This window comes from Shewanella sp. KT0246 (assembly GCF_019654955.1).
GTDB lineage: Bacteria > Pseudomonadota > Gammaproteobacteria > Enterobacterales > Shewanellaceae > Shewanella > Shewanella goraebulensis.
In genome coordinates this window covers 1-14,830 of sequence record NZ_BPEV01000024.1, presented here as the reverse complement: position 1 = coordinate 14,830, position 14,830 = coordinate 1, and the positions used below count along the sequence as shown (strand labels likewise).

The 14,830-nt window shown below is 42.0% G+C and carries 16 protein-coding genes; 10 read left to right on the top strand and 6 right to left on the bottom strand.

All coding sequences use genetic code 11. From position 1 onward, the window contains the following. Genes trkA through def form a run of 4 tightly spaced genes read right to left on the bottom strand, consistent with a single transcriptional unit; the run spans position 1 to position 4,219 of the window. Positions 1-1,410 (bottom strand): Trk system potassium transporter TrkA, encoded by a 1,410-nt coding sequence (gene trkA, locus K5Q58_RS13040; protein ID WP_153915666.1) that lies wholly within the window; start codon positions 1,408-1,410, stop codon positions 1-3. A gap of 30 nt (positions 1,411-1,440) precedes the next feature. Continuing rightward, positions 1,441-2,724, bottom strand: coding sequence for a 16S rRNA (cytosine(967)-C(5))-methyltransferase RsmB (rsmB, locus tag K5Q58_RS13035; RefSeq protein ID WP_220754366.1), 1,284 nt, complete (start codon positions 2,722-2,724; stop codon positions 1,441-1,443). Then, entirely contained in the window at positions 2,724-3,698 is a 975-nt protein-coding gene (gene fmt, locus K5Q58_RS13030; RefSeq protein ID WP_220754365.1) for a methionyl-tRNA formyltransferase, read from the bottom strand. Before fmt ends, rsmB begins: the two co-directional genes overlap by 1 nt. An 8-nt stretch (positions 3,699-3,706) precedes the next feature. Further along, positions 3,707-4,219, bottom strand: a complete 513-nt coding sequence (gene def, locus K5Q58_RS13025) for a peptide deformylase (RefSeq protein ID WP_220754364.1) — start codon at positions 4,217-4,219, stop codon at positions 3,707-3,709. 135 nt (positions 4,220-4,354) lie between these two features. Here def and K5Q58_RS13020 point away from each other — a divergent pair, with 135 nt between their 5' ends. The 6 genes from K5Q58_RS13020 to hemF all read left to right on the top strand — a co-directional run bounded on the left by K5Q58_RS13020 (position 4,355) and on the right by hemF (position 9,316). Further along, positions 4,355-5,449 carry a LysM peptidoglycan-binding domain-containing protein gene (locus K5Q58_RS13020; protein ID WP_220754363.1) on the top strand — a complete coding sequence of 365 codons (1,095 nt, stop codon included), beginning with the start codon at positions 4,355-4,357 and terminating at the stop codon, positions 5,447-5,449. A gap of 84 nt (positions 5,450-5,533) precedes the next feature. Further along, positions 5,534-6,547, top strand: coding sequence for a DNA-processing protein DprA (gene dprA / locus K5Q58_RS13015; RefSeq protein WP_220754429.1), 1,014 nt, complete (start codon positions 5,534-5,536; stop codon positions 6,545-6,547). Between the two features lie 4 nt (positions 6,548-6,551). Further along, complete coding sequence (locus K5Q58_RS13010; protein WP_220754362.1) at positions 6,552-7,025, top strand: DUF494 family protein; 474 nt, start codon at positions 6,552-6,554, stop codon at positions 7,023-7,025. 136 nt (positions 7,026-7,161) lie between these two features. Further along, positions 7,162-7,725: a type I DNA topoisomerase gene (locus K5Q58_RS13005; protein ID WP_220754361.1), complete on the top strand. Its 564-nt coding sequence runs from the start codon at positions 7,162-7,164 to the stop codon at positions 7,723-7,725. Positions 7,726-7,818: 93 nt separating this feature from the next. Beyond that, positions 7,819-8,385 carry an L-threonylcarbamoyladenylate synthase gene (locus tag K5Q58_RS13000; protein ID WP_220754360.1) on the top strand — a complete coding sequence of 189 codons (567 nt, stop codon included), beginning with the start codon at positions 7,819-7,821 and terminating at the stop codon, positions 8,383-8,385. 10 nt (positions 8,386-8,395) lie between these two features. After that, complete coding sequence (hemF, locus tag K5Q58_RS12995; protein ID WP_220754359.1) at positions 8,396-9,316, top strand: oxygen-dependent coproporphyrinogen oxidase; 921 nt, start codon at positions 8,396-8,398, stop codon at positions 9,314-9,316. Here hemF and K5Q58_RS12990 read toward each other — a convergent pair. Then, positions 9,313-9,750: a group II truncated hemoglobin gene (locus K5Q58_RS12990; RefSeq protein ID WP_220754358.1), complete on the bottom strand. Its 438-nt coding sequence runs from the start codon at positions 9,748-9,750 to the stop codon at positions 9,313-9,315. The genes hemF and K5Q58_RS12990 overlap by 4 nt on opposite strands. Positions 9,751-9,954: 204 nt before the next feature. Here K5Q58_RS12990 and K5Q58_RS12985 point away from each other — a divergent pair, with 204 nt between their 5' ends. The 4 genes from K5Q58_RS12985 to K5Q58_RS12970 are packed head-to-tail and all read left to right on the top strand — an operon-like array spanning position 9,955 to position 13,739. Next, the gene (locus K5Q58_RS12985; RefSeq protein ID WP_220754357.1) at positions 9,955-11,349 is read left to right on the top strand and encodes an amidohydrolase; all 1,395 of its coding nucleotides are present in this window, start codon (positions 9,955-9,957) and stop codon (positions 11,347-11,349) included. Between the two features lie 47 nt (positions 11,350-11,396). Next, positions 11,397-12,611 carry an amidohydrolase family protein gene (locus tag K5Q58_RS12980; protein ID WP_220754428.1) on the top strand — a complete coding sequence of 405 codons (1,215 nt, stop codon included), beginning with the start codon at positions 11,397-11,399 and terminating at the stop codon, positions 12,609-12,611. A gap of 40 nt (positions 12,612-12,651) precedes the next feature. Then, the gene (gene aroE, locus K5Q58_RS12975) at positions 12,652-13,467 is read left to right on the top strand and encodes a shikimate dehydrogenase (protein WP_220754356.1); all 816 of its coding nucleotides are present in this window, start codon (positions 12,652-12,654) and stop codon (positions 13,465-13,467) included. 11 nt (positions 13,468-13,478) lie between these two features. Further along, on the top strand, positions 13,479-13,739 hold the full coding sequence (locus tag K5Q58_RS12970; RefSeq protein ID WP_220754355.1) for a DUF1488 domain-containing protein: 261 nt from the start codon (positions 13,479-13,481) through the stop codon (positions 13,737-13,739). A 14-nt stretch (positions 13,740-13,753) separates the two neighbouring features. On the opposite strand, the gene K5Q58_RS12965 is transcribed toward K5Q58_RS12970, so the two are convergent. Further along, positions 13,754-14,305: a gamma carbonic anhydrase family protein gene (locus tag K5Q58_RS12965; protein WP_220754354.1), complete on the bottom strand. Its 552-nt coding sequence runs from the start codon at positions 14,303-14,305 to the stop codon at positions 13,754-13,756. Between the last annotated feature and the right edge of the window lie 525 nt (positions 14,306-14,830).

Genomic DNA, 14,830 nt, shown 5'->3' with positions numbered 1-14,830 from the left:
CTAGAAGAAAAACGCACTCGGTTGGAATAGCTTTTCTACATCGCCAATAAATTTCTTGTTTACTAAGAATAAAATCACATGATCTCCTTCTTCGATAATGGTTTTATCGTGGCCCATGATTACTTCATCATTTCGCACAATTGCACCGATGGTCGTCCCTGGCGGAAGTTTGATGTCGCTGATTTGCTTACCGACAACTTTAGACGTCGATGAGTTACCATGAGCAATGGCTTCAATCGCTTCAGCAGCGCCACGTCGTAATGAATATACGTTACAGATATCGCCTTGGCGAATATGAGTTAGTAAAGCAGAGATTGTGGTTTGCTGAGGAGAAATGGCGATATCAATATTGGCTTCTTGAACGATATCCACATAGGCCTCTCGTTGAATAAGCACCATGACCTTTTTGGCGCCCATACGTTTCGCTAGCAGTGCAGACATGATATTAGCTTCGTCATCATTGGTGACGGCAATAAAGACATCGGTTTGATCTATGTGCTCTTCAAGTAACAGTTCCTGATCCGAAGCGTCACCATTAAACACGGTGCAGTTTTCGAGTTTTTCAGACAGGCTTTCAGCCCGCTCTAAACTGTGCTCAATCAGTTTGACTGAATGATTTTTTTGTAGGCGCTTAGCTAAACCAAAGCCAATATTACCACCACCCGCAATCATGATATTACGGTATGAATTATCCAGCTTTTGCATCTCGCTCATTACCGCGCGAACGTGGCGAGTATCAGCAACAAAGAAGACTTCATCATCGGCTTCAATAATCGTAGTTCCACGGGGCATAATGGCTTTGCCTTTACGGAAAATAGCCGCAACGCGGGTATCAATGTTAGGCATGTGTTCACGAAGTGCAGCCAGAGCGTTACCCACTAATGGGCCACCATAATAGGCTTTTACAGCAACTAAACTAAGCTTTCCACGGGCAAACTGAAGCACCTGTAACGCACCAGGGTACTGCACTAAGCGTTCAATGTAGGATGTGACCAGTTGTTCAGGTGCGATGAGTTCATCAATAACAAAACCACCACGGGTTTTAGCATCACTGCCTTTTACTTCGGTATTGATGAAGAGCTTTTCTTGAAGGTCTAAATAGGCTTCTGAGCGGATACGAGCAATTTTGGTTGGTGTGCCAAATAAGCTATAAGCAATATGGCATGCCGCCATATTACATTCGTCGCTATTGGTCACAGCAATGAGCATGTCTGCATCTTCTGCGCCGGCTTTTTTCAAGGTGCTTGGGTGTGCACCGTGGCCAATAACCGTCTGCAAGTCGAACTTATCTTGTAAATATTTAACCCGAGTTCGGTCATTATCAACAAGGGTAATATCGTTGTTCTCGCCAACAAGGTTTTCAGCGAGTGTACCGCCAACTTGTCCTGCGCCTAAAATAATAATCTTCATTACTGTGCTGGTATCCCTGCTATAACACGCTTAATCCGCTTTAACTAAGCGGGCGTAATAAAAGCCATCCATATTGTTTTGACCGGGTAGGATTTGCCATCCAATGTCGTCAACTGACGATTGCTGAGCAATCGGTACTAATGTCGCATCGGGTGTGCGCTGTAAAAACTGTTCTATTTGCTGACTATTCTCTTGGGGCAAAATCGAGCAGGTCGCATATAGCATGGTGCCGCCTGGTTTTAGCCATTTCCAGCAATGATCAATGATTTGCTGTTGTAGTAGAGCTAGTTCTTCAATATCGCTATTTTTACGTAACCATTTAATATCGGGGTGGCGACGGATAACGCCAGTTGCTGAGCAAGGTGCATCTAATAGAATGCGGTCAAACTTATCACCTTGCCACCAACTATCAATATCGGCTGCATCACCATGAATAACTTGCGCTTTTAAATTTAATCTGTCCAGATTTTGTTGCACTCGCTCTAAACGTTTAGCATCAAAATCAACGGCTACCATTGAAATACTAGCCTCACACTCGATGGTGTGACAGGTTTTACCGCCAGGTGCTGCGCAAGCATCAAGAACTTGCTCATTTGCCTGAGGGGCTAATAAGGTTGCGGCCCATTGAGCTGCTCCATCTTGAACTGATGCAGAACCTTCAGCAAAGCCGGGTAATTGCATGACATCTTTTGGCGCAGCTAATAAAATAGCATCATCACTATCACCAGCCGTTGCTTCAATGTCTTGTTCAGCAAGTTGGCTTAAGTAACTATCGCGGGTTTGCGATAATTGATTGTTACGCAACCACATCGGAGGACGTTGATGGCTTTGCTCAATGATCTCAGCCCAGTTTGCTGGGTAAGCACTTTTAAGGCGCTTTATAAACCAAGCTGGTGTGTTGTATTTTAACGTGTCATTGTCTGTATTTAATGGTGCATCTTTGCGCTGAATGTTGCGCAAAACACCATTGATGACTTTGACAAGACCATCAAATTTCATTTGTCGACAGGCTTCGGCAGTTTCTGAAATCGCGGCATGAGCAGGAATACGAGTGAAGTAGAGTTGGTAGCAACCGACTAAAAGTAATTGGTGCAATACTCGTTGTTTGCCTTTAAATGGCTTACTTAAACAGTCACTAACGCACTTGTCTAATTGCGGTAATTGGCGCATTACACCATAACAAAGCTCAGCTAATAGCGCTTTATCCTTACCGTTTTCTAAGTGCTGTTGTTGATCTGGCAGGGCAACTGATAGCGAGATACCTTTTTCTAACACATTGAAAATGGCTCTTGCAGCAAGGGCTCTAACATTCATTAAGCTTGTGCCTCTTTGTGTTCATCAGCGCTAATAAAGCAGGTGCCTTTAGCAAACCATTCTGCGCGAGAATTTAAAATATCTGCCACAGGCATTTGCTTCTTGCCTGGTAGTTGCATAACTTGCAGCTGCAGCGTGCCGTTACCTGTCGCAACAGTGACGCCTTGCTTATTACTTTCAATAATCGTTCCCGGGGCTGCATTAGTTTGCTCGGCAGAGTAATGCGCTTGCCAAACCTTAATAGTATTTCCTTGCAGTGAAAAGTGACTTGCAGGCCAAGGATTGAACGCGCGAATTTCTTGCCAGAGCAGTTTAGCGTCCTTGCTCCAATCGATTTGCGCTTCTTCTTTTGACAATTTTTCAGCGTAATTAGCTAACGCTTCATCTTGTACTTCTGGGATGATTGAGCCATCACTAATACCCACTAATGCTTCTATGAGCGCAGCAGGACCTTGCTCAGCAAGTTTGCTGTATAAAGTGGCTGAAGTATCAGTATCTTCAATTTTTAATGAGGTTTTTAACAGCATGTCACCGGTATCTAGACCGATGTCCATTTGCATAATCGTCACACCAGTTTCACTATCACCGGCCCATAAAGCACGTTGAATAGGTGCGGCGCCTCGCCATCTAGGCAAAATAGAACCATGGACGTTAATGCAACCTAAGCGAGGAGTGTCTAATACTATCTTTGGCAGGATTAACCCATAAGCCACAACCACCATAATATCGGCATTTAAAGAGGCAAGCTCAGTTTGAGCTTCCTCTTTGCGAAGCGAAGGTGGCTGATAAACAGGAATGTCATTAGCAACAGCCAACTGCTTAACTGGGCTTGCTTGGAGCTTTTTGCCTCGACCTGCAGGTCTATCTGGTTGCGAGTATACCGCAACCACATTATGTTCGGAGTCGATAAGGGCTTGCAGGTGTAAAGCTGCAAAGTCAGGGGTACCAGCAAAGATAATATTTAACGGTTTCAAATGGAGTCCTATGCTTCTTTAGCTTCTAAACGTGCTTCTTTCTCAAGCTTTTTCTTAATGCGGTCACGTTTCATCTTTGATAAGTAATCAACGAAAAGCTTACCTTGTAGATGATCCATTTCATGCTGAAGACAGATAGCAAATAACTCGTCCGCTTCAACTGTGAATTCTTCACCGTTACGGTCTAACGCTTTCAAAGTGACAAATTCAGAGCGATCAACTTTGGCATAAATACCAGGAACCGATAAACAACCTTCTTCATTTGTGAAATCGCCGCTTTTAGCAATAATTTCAGGATTAATGAAAATTGTTGGACGATCTACCTCGTCTTGTAAGTCCATCACTATCAATTGTTGATGGAAATCCACTTGGGTTGCCGCTAAACCAATGCCTTTTTCTTCATACATTGTTTCTAACATGTTATCTATTTGGGTTTGTAGTCCTTCGCCGAAATCGGTTACTGGCTTGGCTACAGTACGTAATCTTTCGTCTGGAAAGCGTAAAACTTTTAATAATGGCATATATAAACTCTTAACAAGTCTGTCAAATTTCAGCCAGTTAGCTATACTGACTAAGTTAATGGGTTAATTTTAATCCTTACTGACCATCAATAACAGCAAAAGCTCTAATAAAGAGCTAAACACATGGAATGAACCATGAAACGGATATTTTTACTCGCGTTTTTGACACTTAGTACACTGTTAGTTAATGCAGATACATTAACATTAAAGTCAGGTCACCCTGACTCATATATCGTTAAGAAAGGTGATACCCTCTGGGATATCTCAGCTTTCTTTTTAGATGATCCTTGGCGTTGGCCTAAATTATGGGGCGCAAATCCACAGATTGCGAATCCACATCTTATTTATCCTGGCGATAGATTAACTCTCGTATTTATCGATGGTGAACCTCGCTTGGTATTAAAACAGCATATCAAAAAAGGACCAGAAGGGCGTATTAGTGCCAAAGGTGGCCCAATTCCAGCTATTGATCTTGCTTTAATTCAACCGTATTTAGTCCAGAACCGCATTGTTGACCCTGAGTGGGTAGCAGGATTGCCGATGATATTGGATGGCGAAAGAGAATCACGTCATCATGTGGTTAACGATGTGGTTTATATTAATGCGAATTTACCCGTTGGTGAGAAACTTGCTATTTATCTAGAAGGTCGTGAGTTTCTAGATAAAGAAACTGGCGATACTTTAGGACAAGAAATTATCTTAACGGCTAGTGGTCGGGTGACGGAATCAGGCGCAATTTCAAAAGTGCAGCTTTTAAGTAGCTTACGTGAAACCAAAGCAGGTTTTAGGGTTGCACCTGTCGAGGACGAAGCGTTGATGTCGGCTTATTTTATTCCTAAAGCTGCTCCAGAAACCGCTCCTGCTAATGTCATTGCACTTGAAAAAGATATTCGAGAAGTCGGTAAGTTGGATATTGTTTACTTAGATAAAGGTGAGCAAGACAATATTGAGACTGGACATGTTTTTTCAATCTATCGTAATGGTGAGCAAATAGTTATTAATGGTGATGGTATGCCTGTATCAACACTTGAACGTAGTGCTTATGACCGTATGAAAGCTAAAGTGTCAGATGATGATGTTTACATGATGCCTGATGTTTATCACGGTAAATTAATGGTATTCAAAGTCTTTGAAAAAACCAGTATGGCTATTATTGTTGCAAATGAACGTCCTGTGCGTGTTGATGACAAATTGGTCTCGCCCAAAAGTACTGACTTAAGAGGCGAATAAATATCTGATAAGCTGGTCGACTGGCTAGTTGTTTGTGCAGTATCCGGGCTAGGACCCGCTCGGATTCAACAATTGCTGACTCAAATGGATGTTGAGGAATTAAGGCAACGTTTAGAGTTCGAAAAGCAGTCTTTGCCGCTATCGGCAAAGCTGCTTTCACAATGTCAGATAGACTTTGACAAAGTTGATGCCGCGCTTGAATGGCAACAACAATCCTCCAACCACCATATTCTGTGCCTTTCCGATCCCGAATATCCTGCATTATTGAAGCAAATCTCAGATCCTCCCTCAGTACTTTTCGTGAAAGGTCAGTTAGAAAGCTTACTGTTACCTTCTGTTGGTATGGTGGGAAGTCGAAATGCATCCGTAGGCGGTTTGAATACGGCCAATGCATTGGCTGCGGAGCTGGTACAATTAGGTTTTTCGATAACCAGTGGTATGGCAACGGGTATAGATGGTGCTGCTCATAAAGCGGCATTAGGCAATAACGGCACGACGGTTGCCGTATTGGGTACTGGAGTTGATTGTATCTATCCCAAAAGACACAGTAATTTATATCAGCAGATTCAACAGTCAGGCTGTGTTGTCAGTGAATACTGGCCTAAAATAGGCCCTTTTGCTGGTAACTTCCCCAAGCGCAATCGAATCATAAGTGGTTTATCTCTTGGCAGTATTGTAGTCGAAGCAACACGCAAGAGTGGGTCATTAATCACTGCAAGGTTAGCCATGGAGCAAAACCGTGAAGTGTTCGCTGTGCCGGGTTCTGTTGCTGGTGGATACAGTCAGGGTTGCCATGATTTGTTAAAAAATGGGGCGAAATTAGTAGAGTGTGCTGCAGATGTTGTTGAAGAATTGTCCACATTGACAAGCTTTCACCTTGAAGATGTCGCTAATCGTCACCATATAGAAGATAATACAACAAATTTGCCATTTTCTGCGCTGTTAGCTAGTGTAGGTTATGAGACTACTAGTATAGACACGGTAGTCGAGCATAGCGGGAAGTCGATAGATCTGGTGTTAGTAGAAATGCTTGAACTTGAATTACAGGGCTGGGTTACGCAAGTGCCTGGTGGTTACGTCAGACTAGAGAGGAGATAACCATATGTTTGATATCCTCATGTATCTTTTTGAGAACTATGTTCATAGTGAAGTTGAACTATTAGTTGATGAAGATGAACTTACTAAAGAGCTAACCCGTGCGGGTTTTCATCAAGCTGACATTTTAAAAGCCTTATCGTGGCTAGAGCGTTTAGCTGATTTACAAGAAAGCGATAAGCCTTACTTGTGTAATCATGCTCAGCATTCATTTCGTATTTATACCAAAGACGAAATGGCTAAGTTGGATGTAGAAAGCCGCGGCTTTATTTTGTTTTTAGAGCAAATCCAAGTGTTGACTGTTGAAACGCGTGAAATGGTCATCGAGCGTGTAATGGCGTTAGACGAAACCTCCTTAATCTTGGAAGATTTAAAATGGGTGGTGTTGATGGTGCTGTTTAATGTACCAGGTAACGAATCAGCTTATGAACAAATGGAAGATCTTATTTTTGAACAGCCTGATGGCCGTTTACATTCTTAAGGTTTCACTATTTATGACAAAGTGATTAAAAAGGAGGCTAGGCCTCCTTTTTTGATCTTCATTTTTGCTACTATATTCTATACAACAAATGAAAGGCAGAACTCAGCTTCGGTCTTACATCTTAATTGAGAGTCACATGTCTAAAATTGATCAGCAGTTATTTAGCGCTCACGAGCATGCTTTAGAAAAAGAGTTTGAGCTCTGCCCTAAGTGTGGCTGCGAATTGTCGGTTAAAAATAGCAAACATGGTGGCTTTGTTGGTTGTAATAATTATCCGACTTGTGATTTTACCCGACCGCTAGTGCAACACGAGTCAATAGAGACACAAGTTATTGAAGGTTCTGAATGCCCGGAATGTGGTAATGAGCTCGCTGTAAAGTCTGGTCGATTTGGGATTTTTATTGGCTGCACTAATTATCCAGCTTGCTCTCATATCGAAAAACATGATCATGATGCAGAAGCGGAAGAGATAACCTGCCCACATTGTAAAAAGGGCCACCTTGAGTCGCGTACTAGCCGTTATGGTAAAACTTTTTTTGCTTGCAGCAGTTACCCTAAGTGCAAATATTTAGTGAACTACCCGCCACATAACGAGATCTGTCCTGAATGTGACTTCGGCATTTTGGTTGAACGAAAAGGTGCTGCTGGTAGCCGTTTAGAATGTCCTCAAAAATCTTGTAAATATAAGCGTCCGCTTTAATATTTTCATTTAGCTGAATGTATATCAGTATTTGTTCATATCTGTATTGTCTGTATAATTTGCCATTAATTTAAAAAGGTTAAAGGGTATTTCATGCAGCGGTTGCAGCCATCTGAAATTAACAAGGTGTTTGTTGAAGGAGGCGTTATAGCCTACCCCACAGAGGCGGTTTATGGCCTTGGGTGTGATCCTGATAATCTTGCTGCTATTCAAAAATTGCTGGATATAAAGCAGCGACCTTGGCAAAAAGGCTTAATTTTAGTTGCCAGTGACTATCAGCAACTTAAGCCTTATATCGACGAGTCCCAATTATCTGAAGCCCAACTCGCTTTTGCATTCAGCAAATGGCCGGGCCCTTTTACCTTTGTTATGCCAATTAAAGCGGGTGTAAGTAAACTTCTATGTGGCGAGTTTGACTCAATTGCCGTGCGTGTTTCTTCGCACCCTGTAGTCAGAGCTTTATGCGATACCGTTAACAAGCCTTTTGTATCAAGCAGTGCCAATATTGCGGGTCATGATCCCGCGATGTCTGCTGCTGAAATTGAGCATACTTTCTCTAACGATATTACAGCGCTGGTCGTGGGTGAATTAGGTTCACAACGCCAGCCTTCGACAATTATTGATGCCCGTAGTGGTAAAATATTACGTAATGGACAATAAGGATTTTGATATGGCACTACCTGATGCCTCAGTAGTAAAACAATATTTGTTATCACTTCAAGCAAGCATTTGTGAAGGCCTTGAAGCCTTGGATGGTAAAGCAACTTTTCAAGCCGAGTCATGGGAGCGTGCTGAAGGCGGAGGTGGAACCAGTAGAGTATTAACCAAAGGTAAAGTGTTCGAACAAGCTGGGGTTAATTTTTCTCATGTGATGGGCGCTGCCATGCCTGCTTCGGCTACAGCGCATCGACCGGAATTAGCTGGCCGTAGTTTTGAAGCTATGGGCGTTTCATTAGTTATTCATCCTAATAATCCATTTATTCCGACGACACATGCGAATGTGCGATTTTTTATTGCCCATAAAGATGGTGCCGATCCTGTTTGGTGGTTTGGCGGAGGGTTTGACTTAACTCCTTATTATCCTTTCGAGGAAGATGTTGTTTCTTGGCATCAAACTGCTGCAGACATTTGTGCACCATTTGGTGAAGATGTTTACCCTAAATATAAGAAATGGTGTGATGAATACTTTTTCTTGCCACATCGTAATGAAACTCGTGGTGTTGGTGGCTTATTCTTTGATGATCTCAATGAGCATGGTTTTGAAAAAAGCTTTGAATTTATGCAAGCAGTGGGAAGCGGATTCTTAAATGCTTATGCGCCAATTGTAGAGCGTAACAAAGAGCTTGAATATAACGATGATGAACGCCAGTTTCAGTTATACCGCCGCGGACGCTATGTTGAATTTAACTTGGTTTATGACCGAGGCACATTGTTTGGCCTACAAACAGGAGGGCGCACCGAGTCAATATTGATGTCGATGCCACCGCTAGTACGTTGGGAGTATGGCTTTACGCCAGAGGAAGACTCTCAAGAAGCTGAATTATACGAGCGTTACCTTAAGCCACAAGACTGGTTAAAACTCGAGAGTTAATCTTTATTTCGCATATTATTGGCGAGAGTTGAAATGGCCTGAAATATCACTTGTCGATGTTCAGGCTTTTTTATTGCCTGAATAATAGCTTGTTCCATACAGGTTAACCATTGATCCACCATCGTTTGATCAATAGCGAATGGCATATGCCTTGCTCTTAAAGCGGGATGGCCGTATTTCTGATGGTACAACTGCGGCCCACCTAACCAACCACTTAAAAATTCAAATAGTTTCTGTTCGGAGTCAGCAATCGGTGCTCGATGAATGGCCAGTAAACTTTGGGTGTCAGTGCGTTGTTGCATTTGCTGATAAAAACAATGAGCAATCAAGCGAATTGTTTTCTCACCACCAATTAAATCATAGGCATTGGACTGAGAGGGATCTCTATCATCTTGCTGTTGCTTAGTTGCAAAAATCTTTTTAAACCAATTCATTATTAAATGCTGCTAATTAGAGTTCATTGCTATTTTGATGATTATAGCGACATTTTATAGCTTGGTGCACACAAAGATAAAACCATAAAATCCAATTTGTTAATGTTTTGCTACAAATCTATTCACACATTGACTGTATTTCCTTTCATAACCCCGTTAAATTATTAGAGTTAGATTAAAAACAATAATAACAGGGAGTAAGACATGTCCAAATTCGCACCGTCTCTTACGGTCATTGCGATATCAGTTGCTTTGCTGGGGTGTAATCAAACACAACAGCAAGATCCACAAGTCACTATCAACAAAAATCCTTATCCGAGCACTTATCAGGCTCTGCCACGTAACTCAACTTTATTAACGAATGCAACCGTGCTCACTGGTACAGGCGAAAAGCTTGAGCAAGCTGATGTATTAATGATTGATGGAAAAATCAAAGCGCTAGGCGCTCAGCTTGCTGGTGAGTTAATTGCTGGTGCTACAGTTGTTGATGCAACAGATATGTGGATTACTCCTGGTATTATTGATGTGCACTCACATTTAGGTGTTTACCCAAGCCCTGGCGCTGATGCCCATAATGACGGCAATGAAGTGACCAACCCAAATACAGCAGAAGTCTGGGCTGAACATAGTGTTTGGCCACAAGATCCTGCATTTAACCGCGCTCGTGAAGGCGGGGTGACTACACTACAAATTCTTCCTGGCTCAGCCAACTTAATTGGTGGCCGTGGTGTTACGTTAAAAAATACCCCTGCGACGACCATGCAGGCAATGAAATTTCCTGATGCGCCATATGGTCTAAAAATGGCCTGTGGTGAGAACCCTAAAGGGGCTTATGGTAGGGGGCAAAAAGTTGCTCCTATGACGAGAATGGGCAATATGGCTGGTTATCGCCAAGCTTTTATCGAAGCTACAGAATACAAGCGTGCATGGGATAAATATGAGTCAGACTATGCTGCTGGTTTAAATCCACAAGCGCCAGAGCGGGATTTAACCAAAGACACACTGAAAAGTGTATTAGAAGGGGAGATCTTAATTCATAACCATTGTTATAAAGCCGAAGAAATGGCGATGATGGTGGACTTAGGCAAAGAATTTAACTACCACTCTGGTACGTTCCATCATGCCATTGAAGGCTATAAAATTGCTGATCTACTTGCCGAAAATGGTAATTGTGCAGCCATGTGGCCAGATTGGTGGGGCTTTAAAATGGAAGCCAACGATATGATCGTTGAAAATGTAGCAATGGTTGATGCGGTTAAAAACTCTTGTGCTGTGGTGCATTCAGACTCAAGCAGCACAATTCAACGTTTAAACCAAGAAACAGCCAAAATCATGTATAGCGCCAATCAACATGGGTTTGAGTTAACTGAAGAGCATGTTATCAGCTGGATCACCTCTAATGCTGCCAAGTCTCTAGGTATTGCTGATAAAACCGGTTCCCTTGAAGTGGGTAAAAATGCTGATGTAGTTATCTGGAATAGCAATCCATTTAGCGTTTATGCTCAGGTAAATAAAGTATTCATCGACGGGGCTAAAGTGTTCGATAGACAAGATGATGCTTATCGAGCAAAAAGTGACTTTATGCTAGGCCAACAATAAGGAGCAAGACATTGAAACATTTTAATTATTCACTCGTTGCTATCTCAATGCTTGCAGGTTTATTGCCAGCAATAGTTCAAGCAGACACCTTGGCGGTAACTAACGCTAAAATTTATACCTCGACAGATCAAGGCGTGCTGACCAATGCATCAGTCATTATTGAAGATGGTAAAATTATTCAGGTAAATCCTGAGGTTGTGACTGCCGACACGATTATTGACGCTAAAGGCGGCATTTTAACCCCAGGTTTTATTGGTGCGATGAACTCACTAGGCCTGGTTGAAGTGAGCCAAGAGAAAATGACGCGCGACACTAACGATAAAGCCGCTGATATGACCTTTGATCCAAGCTTAGCTTTTAATCCAAAAAGCGTAGCGATACCTTTTGCGAGGAAAGGTGGGATAACCCGTAATATTGTGGCACCAGGTGGTGGTGAAACTATCTTTTCGGGACAAACAATTGAAGTCACACTAACTGGCGATTGGGACAGTGTGATTGCAACCGAGCAAGCATTGTTTGTGTCATTAGGCGCTAAGCATGACGGTTCGCGTATTATTGGTATGCAAAATCTAATTAATAAATTGGATGAGCGTCAAAAAGCACTTACTAAGGCAAAAAGCAAAAAGTCCGATAAAGACGCAGCTAAAGATCCAACTAAAGAAGAGTTAATCATTAATGCTGTACTCAGTGGTGATAAGCCATTAATCGCATATGCTGATCGCGGCAGTGATATTCTGCAGCTGATTAAACTTAAGCAGCGATTTAACATTGATTTGGTATTACTTGAAGCTGCTGATGCGATCACACTGGCTGATGAAATTGCTAAAGCGGGTATTCCTGTTGTGATGGACGCACTGAGAAACTTACCTGAAAGTTTTGACTCTTTGCATAATTCGCTGGATAACGCAGGCAAATTAAGTAAAGCTGGCGTCAAAGTGGTGCTCGCAACACCTGGTGATGCTCATGGTAATTATGCTTTACGCTACAGTGCGGGTAATGCCGTTGCAAATGGTATGGATTATCAAGAAGCTATGGCGTCGATAACCAGTAATGTTGCAGATACCTTTCACCTTGATGCTGGGCGTATAGCTGTTGGAATGCCAGCAGATATCGTACTGTGGAGTGGCGATCCGTTTGAGTACAGTAGCCATATTGAGAAAATGTGGATTGGCGGTGAAGAGCAAAGCACTGAAAGCCGTCAAGATGTATTGCGTGACCGCTATATGACCAAATCCTCAATGCCGCAGGCTTACACAAAGTAAGGCATGAGCTAACAAACTATAGATGAAAGAGAGAATATTGATGACCGATAAGTATGCTGTATTTGGCAATCCAATCGCACAAAGTAAATCGCCATATATTCATACAGAGTTTGCTAAACAAACTCAGCAAACGATGAGCTATCAAGCAATTCTTGCGCCGGTGGATCAATTCTCTCAATCATTAATGGCTTTTTTTACTGCTGGTGGCAAAGGCGCTAATGTAACTGCGCCTTTTAAAGAGCAAGCCTTTACAGCTTGTGATGAGCTAAGTGATTTAGCTAAGCTTGCTGGTGCAGTAAATACCCTTATCTATTTACCTGATGGCCGTATTCGTGGCGACAATACTGATGGCGTAGGTTTAGTAACCGATGTAATACAGCACTTTGGCGAAATTGCTGGTAAACGGCTATTACTTGTAGGTGCCGGTGGTGCAGCGAGAGGTTGTATTAAACCGTTACTGCAAGCGGGTGTAAAGCTGACTATTTGTAATCGTACTTATAGTAAAGCGCAAAACCTTGCTGAATTATTTATAGAGTTTGGTGATGTTACTGCGAAATCAATTGATGAGTTAGATTCGCCTTTCGATCTTATTATAAATTCAACTTCAGCTGGCCTAGCTGGAGAACTCATTGCCTTACCTCCAAGTATTATTAATTCAGCCACTCAATGTTACGACATGTCTTACGGCGCCGAAGTGACCTTGTTTAATCAATGGGCCTTATCTCAAGGTGCGAATCAAGTTGCTGATGGTCTAGGAATGTTAGTTGGGCAAGCTGCACAGAGCTTTAGTATCTGGCGTGGAGTCATGCCAAAGACTCAAGTGGTGCATGACACTCTACGTGGTCAATTGTCTTAAAGGTTAGCAGTATGAATCAAAGTATTATCTTTACAGATATAGTTGAATGGGATCAAGCAAGCAAACAGCTGTCCTTAATTGTTCAGGTACAAGGTATGAGTGTGACGTGTATAATTAGCCTTGCTACTCTAGAAAAGATGGCATCGATGAACATTCAAAATGAACAACAAGCAATTGCAGCGTTTGAACTTGTTCGATTTGATATAGAGGATTTAGCTGAAATACTCATCGAATCAGAATCATTCGATGAGCAAGGCTTAATTCATGTCTAATGATTGAGTGTAAATTAGCTCGACTGCTGCAAGTCAACGAGGTACTCGTTTTTTAATCGTACATAGTTGTCAGCAGATTGGGGCAAGAAAGCGAGTTCTTTTTCTGTTAGTGGGCGTACTTGTTTACAAGGACTGCCAACATATAAATAGCCGCTCTGTAATATCTTACCTGGTGGAACCAATGAGCCAGCACCTAAAATCACATCATCTTCAATTACCGCGCCATCAAGAATGATTGCACCCATACCAACGAGAACGCGATTACCCACACTGCATCCATGAAGCATAGCTTTATGACCAATCGTAACATCATCACCAATTAGTAATGGATTTCCTTCTGGGTTAGAAGGTGATTTACGAGTTACATGTAATACCGAACCATCCTGAACATTGCTGCGTTTACCAATCTTTATGACATTGACATCACCACGAGCTGCAACCATTGGCCAAATACTCGCATCATGATCTAATGTGATATCACCAACGATTACTGCTGCACTATCTACATAGACATTATCAGCTAAAGTAGGATGAATTCCCTGATAAGAACGAATTGAGCTAAACATATAAAAATCCCTGATTAATGTAATTAGGTTAAGTATAAGGCCTAAAAGGGCTGCTTTGCTGCTAAAAAAGCATAAAAAATAGCTGATTAGTTTAAAATCTCAGCAAGCGAACCTTTAAAGTGAATAATCTTCAAAAAAGCCCTTGCACGGTTTCAGAATCTCCCTATAATGCGCATCCACTGACACGGCGGCAGGCCAATAGGCTCAACGAATCAGTGTTAATTAAGAAGCTTTTAAACTTCATAATTAACGGGCAGAAAAGAGTTTTTAAATTAGTTTAAAAAACGCTTGACGCCAACAACGGGAAGTGTAGAATACGCCTCCTCAAGCCAACGACCTAGCGTCTAACGGCGATATCTGAAAAATTGATATCACGCTCTTTAACAATCAAACAAGTAAATCTGTGTGGACACTCACAGGTGTTGAGTTAATCGAAATTGTCACTTAGGTGGCAATCAAAATTATTATCAATGTAACGATGAGTGTTCATAGCAATATGTAACAAACAGGATGTAGATTCTTCCG

Coding starts and splice junctions, on each gene's coding strand:
- dprA (WP_220754429.1), top strand. CDS start 5,534: ATGGATGTTGAGGAATTAAGGCAACGTTTAGAGTTCGAAAAGCAGTCT.
- K5Q58_RS12985 (WP_220754357.1), top strand. CDS start 9,955: ATGTCCAAATTCGCACCGTCTCTTACGGTCATTGCGATATCAGTTGCT.
- K5Q58_RS12990 (WP_220754358.1), bottom strand. CDS start 9,750: ATGAATTGGTTTAAAAAGATTTTTGCAACTAAGCAACAGCAAGATGAT.
- K5Q58_RS12970 (WP_220754355.1), top strand. CDS start 13,479: ATGAATCAAAGTATTATCTTTACAGATATAGTTGAATGGGATCAAGCA.
- hemF (WP_220754359.1), top strand. CDS start 8,396: ATGGCACTACCTGATGCCTCAGTAGTAAAACAATATTTGTTATCACTT.
- K5Q58_RS12965 (WP_220754354.1), bottom strand. CDS start 14,305: ATGTTTAGCTCAATTCGTTCTTATCAGGGAATTCATCCTACTTTAGCT.
- trkA (WP_153915666.1), bottom strand. CDS start 1,410: ATGAAGATTATTATTTTAGGCGCAGGACAAGTTGGCGGTACACTCGCT.
- K5Q58_RS13020 (WP_220754363.1), top strand. CDS start 4,355: ATGAAACGGATATTTTTACTCGCGTTTTTGACACTTAGTACACTGTTA.
- def (WP_220754364.1), bottom strand. CDS start 4,219: ATGCCATTATTAAAAGTTTTACGCTTTCCAGACGAAAGATTACGTACT.
- K5Q58_RS13005 (WP_220754361.1), top strand. CDS start 7,162: ATGTCTAAAATTGATCAGCAGTTATTTAGCGCTCACGAGCATGCTTTA.
- K5Q58_RS12980 (WP_220754428.1), top strand. CDS start 11,397: ATGCTTGCAGGTTTATTGCCAGCAATAGTTCAAGCAGACACCTTGGCG.
- aroE (WP_220754356.1), top strand. CDS start 12,652: ATGACCGATAAGTATGCTGTATTTGGCAATCCAATCGCACAAAGTAAA.
- K5Q58_RS13000 (WP_220754360.1), top strand. CDS start 7,819: ATGCAGCGGTTGCAGCCATCTGAAATTAACAAGGTGTTTGTTGAAGGA.
- rsmB (WP_220754366.1), bottom strand. CDS start 2,724: ATGAATGTTAGAGCCCTTGCTGCAAGAGCCATTTTCAATGTGTTAGAA.
- K5Q58_RS13010 (WP_220754362.1), top strand. CDS start 6,552: ATGTTTGATATCCTCATGTATCTTTTTGAGAACTATGTTCATAGTGAA.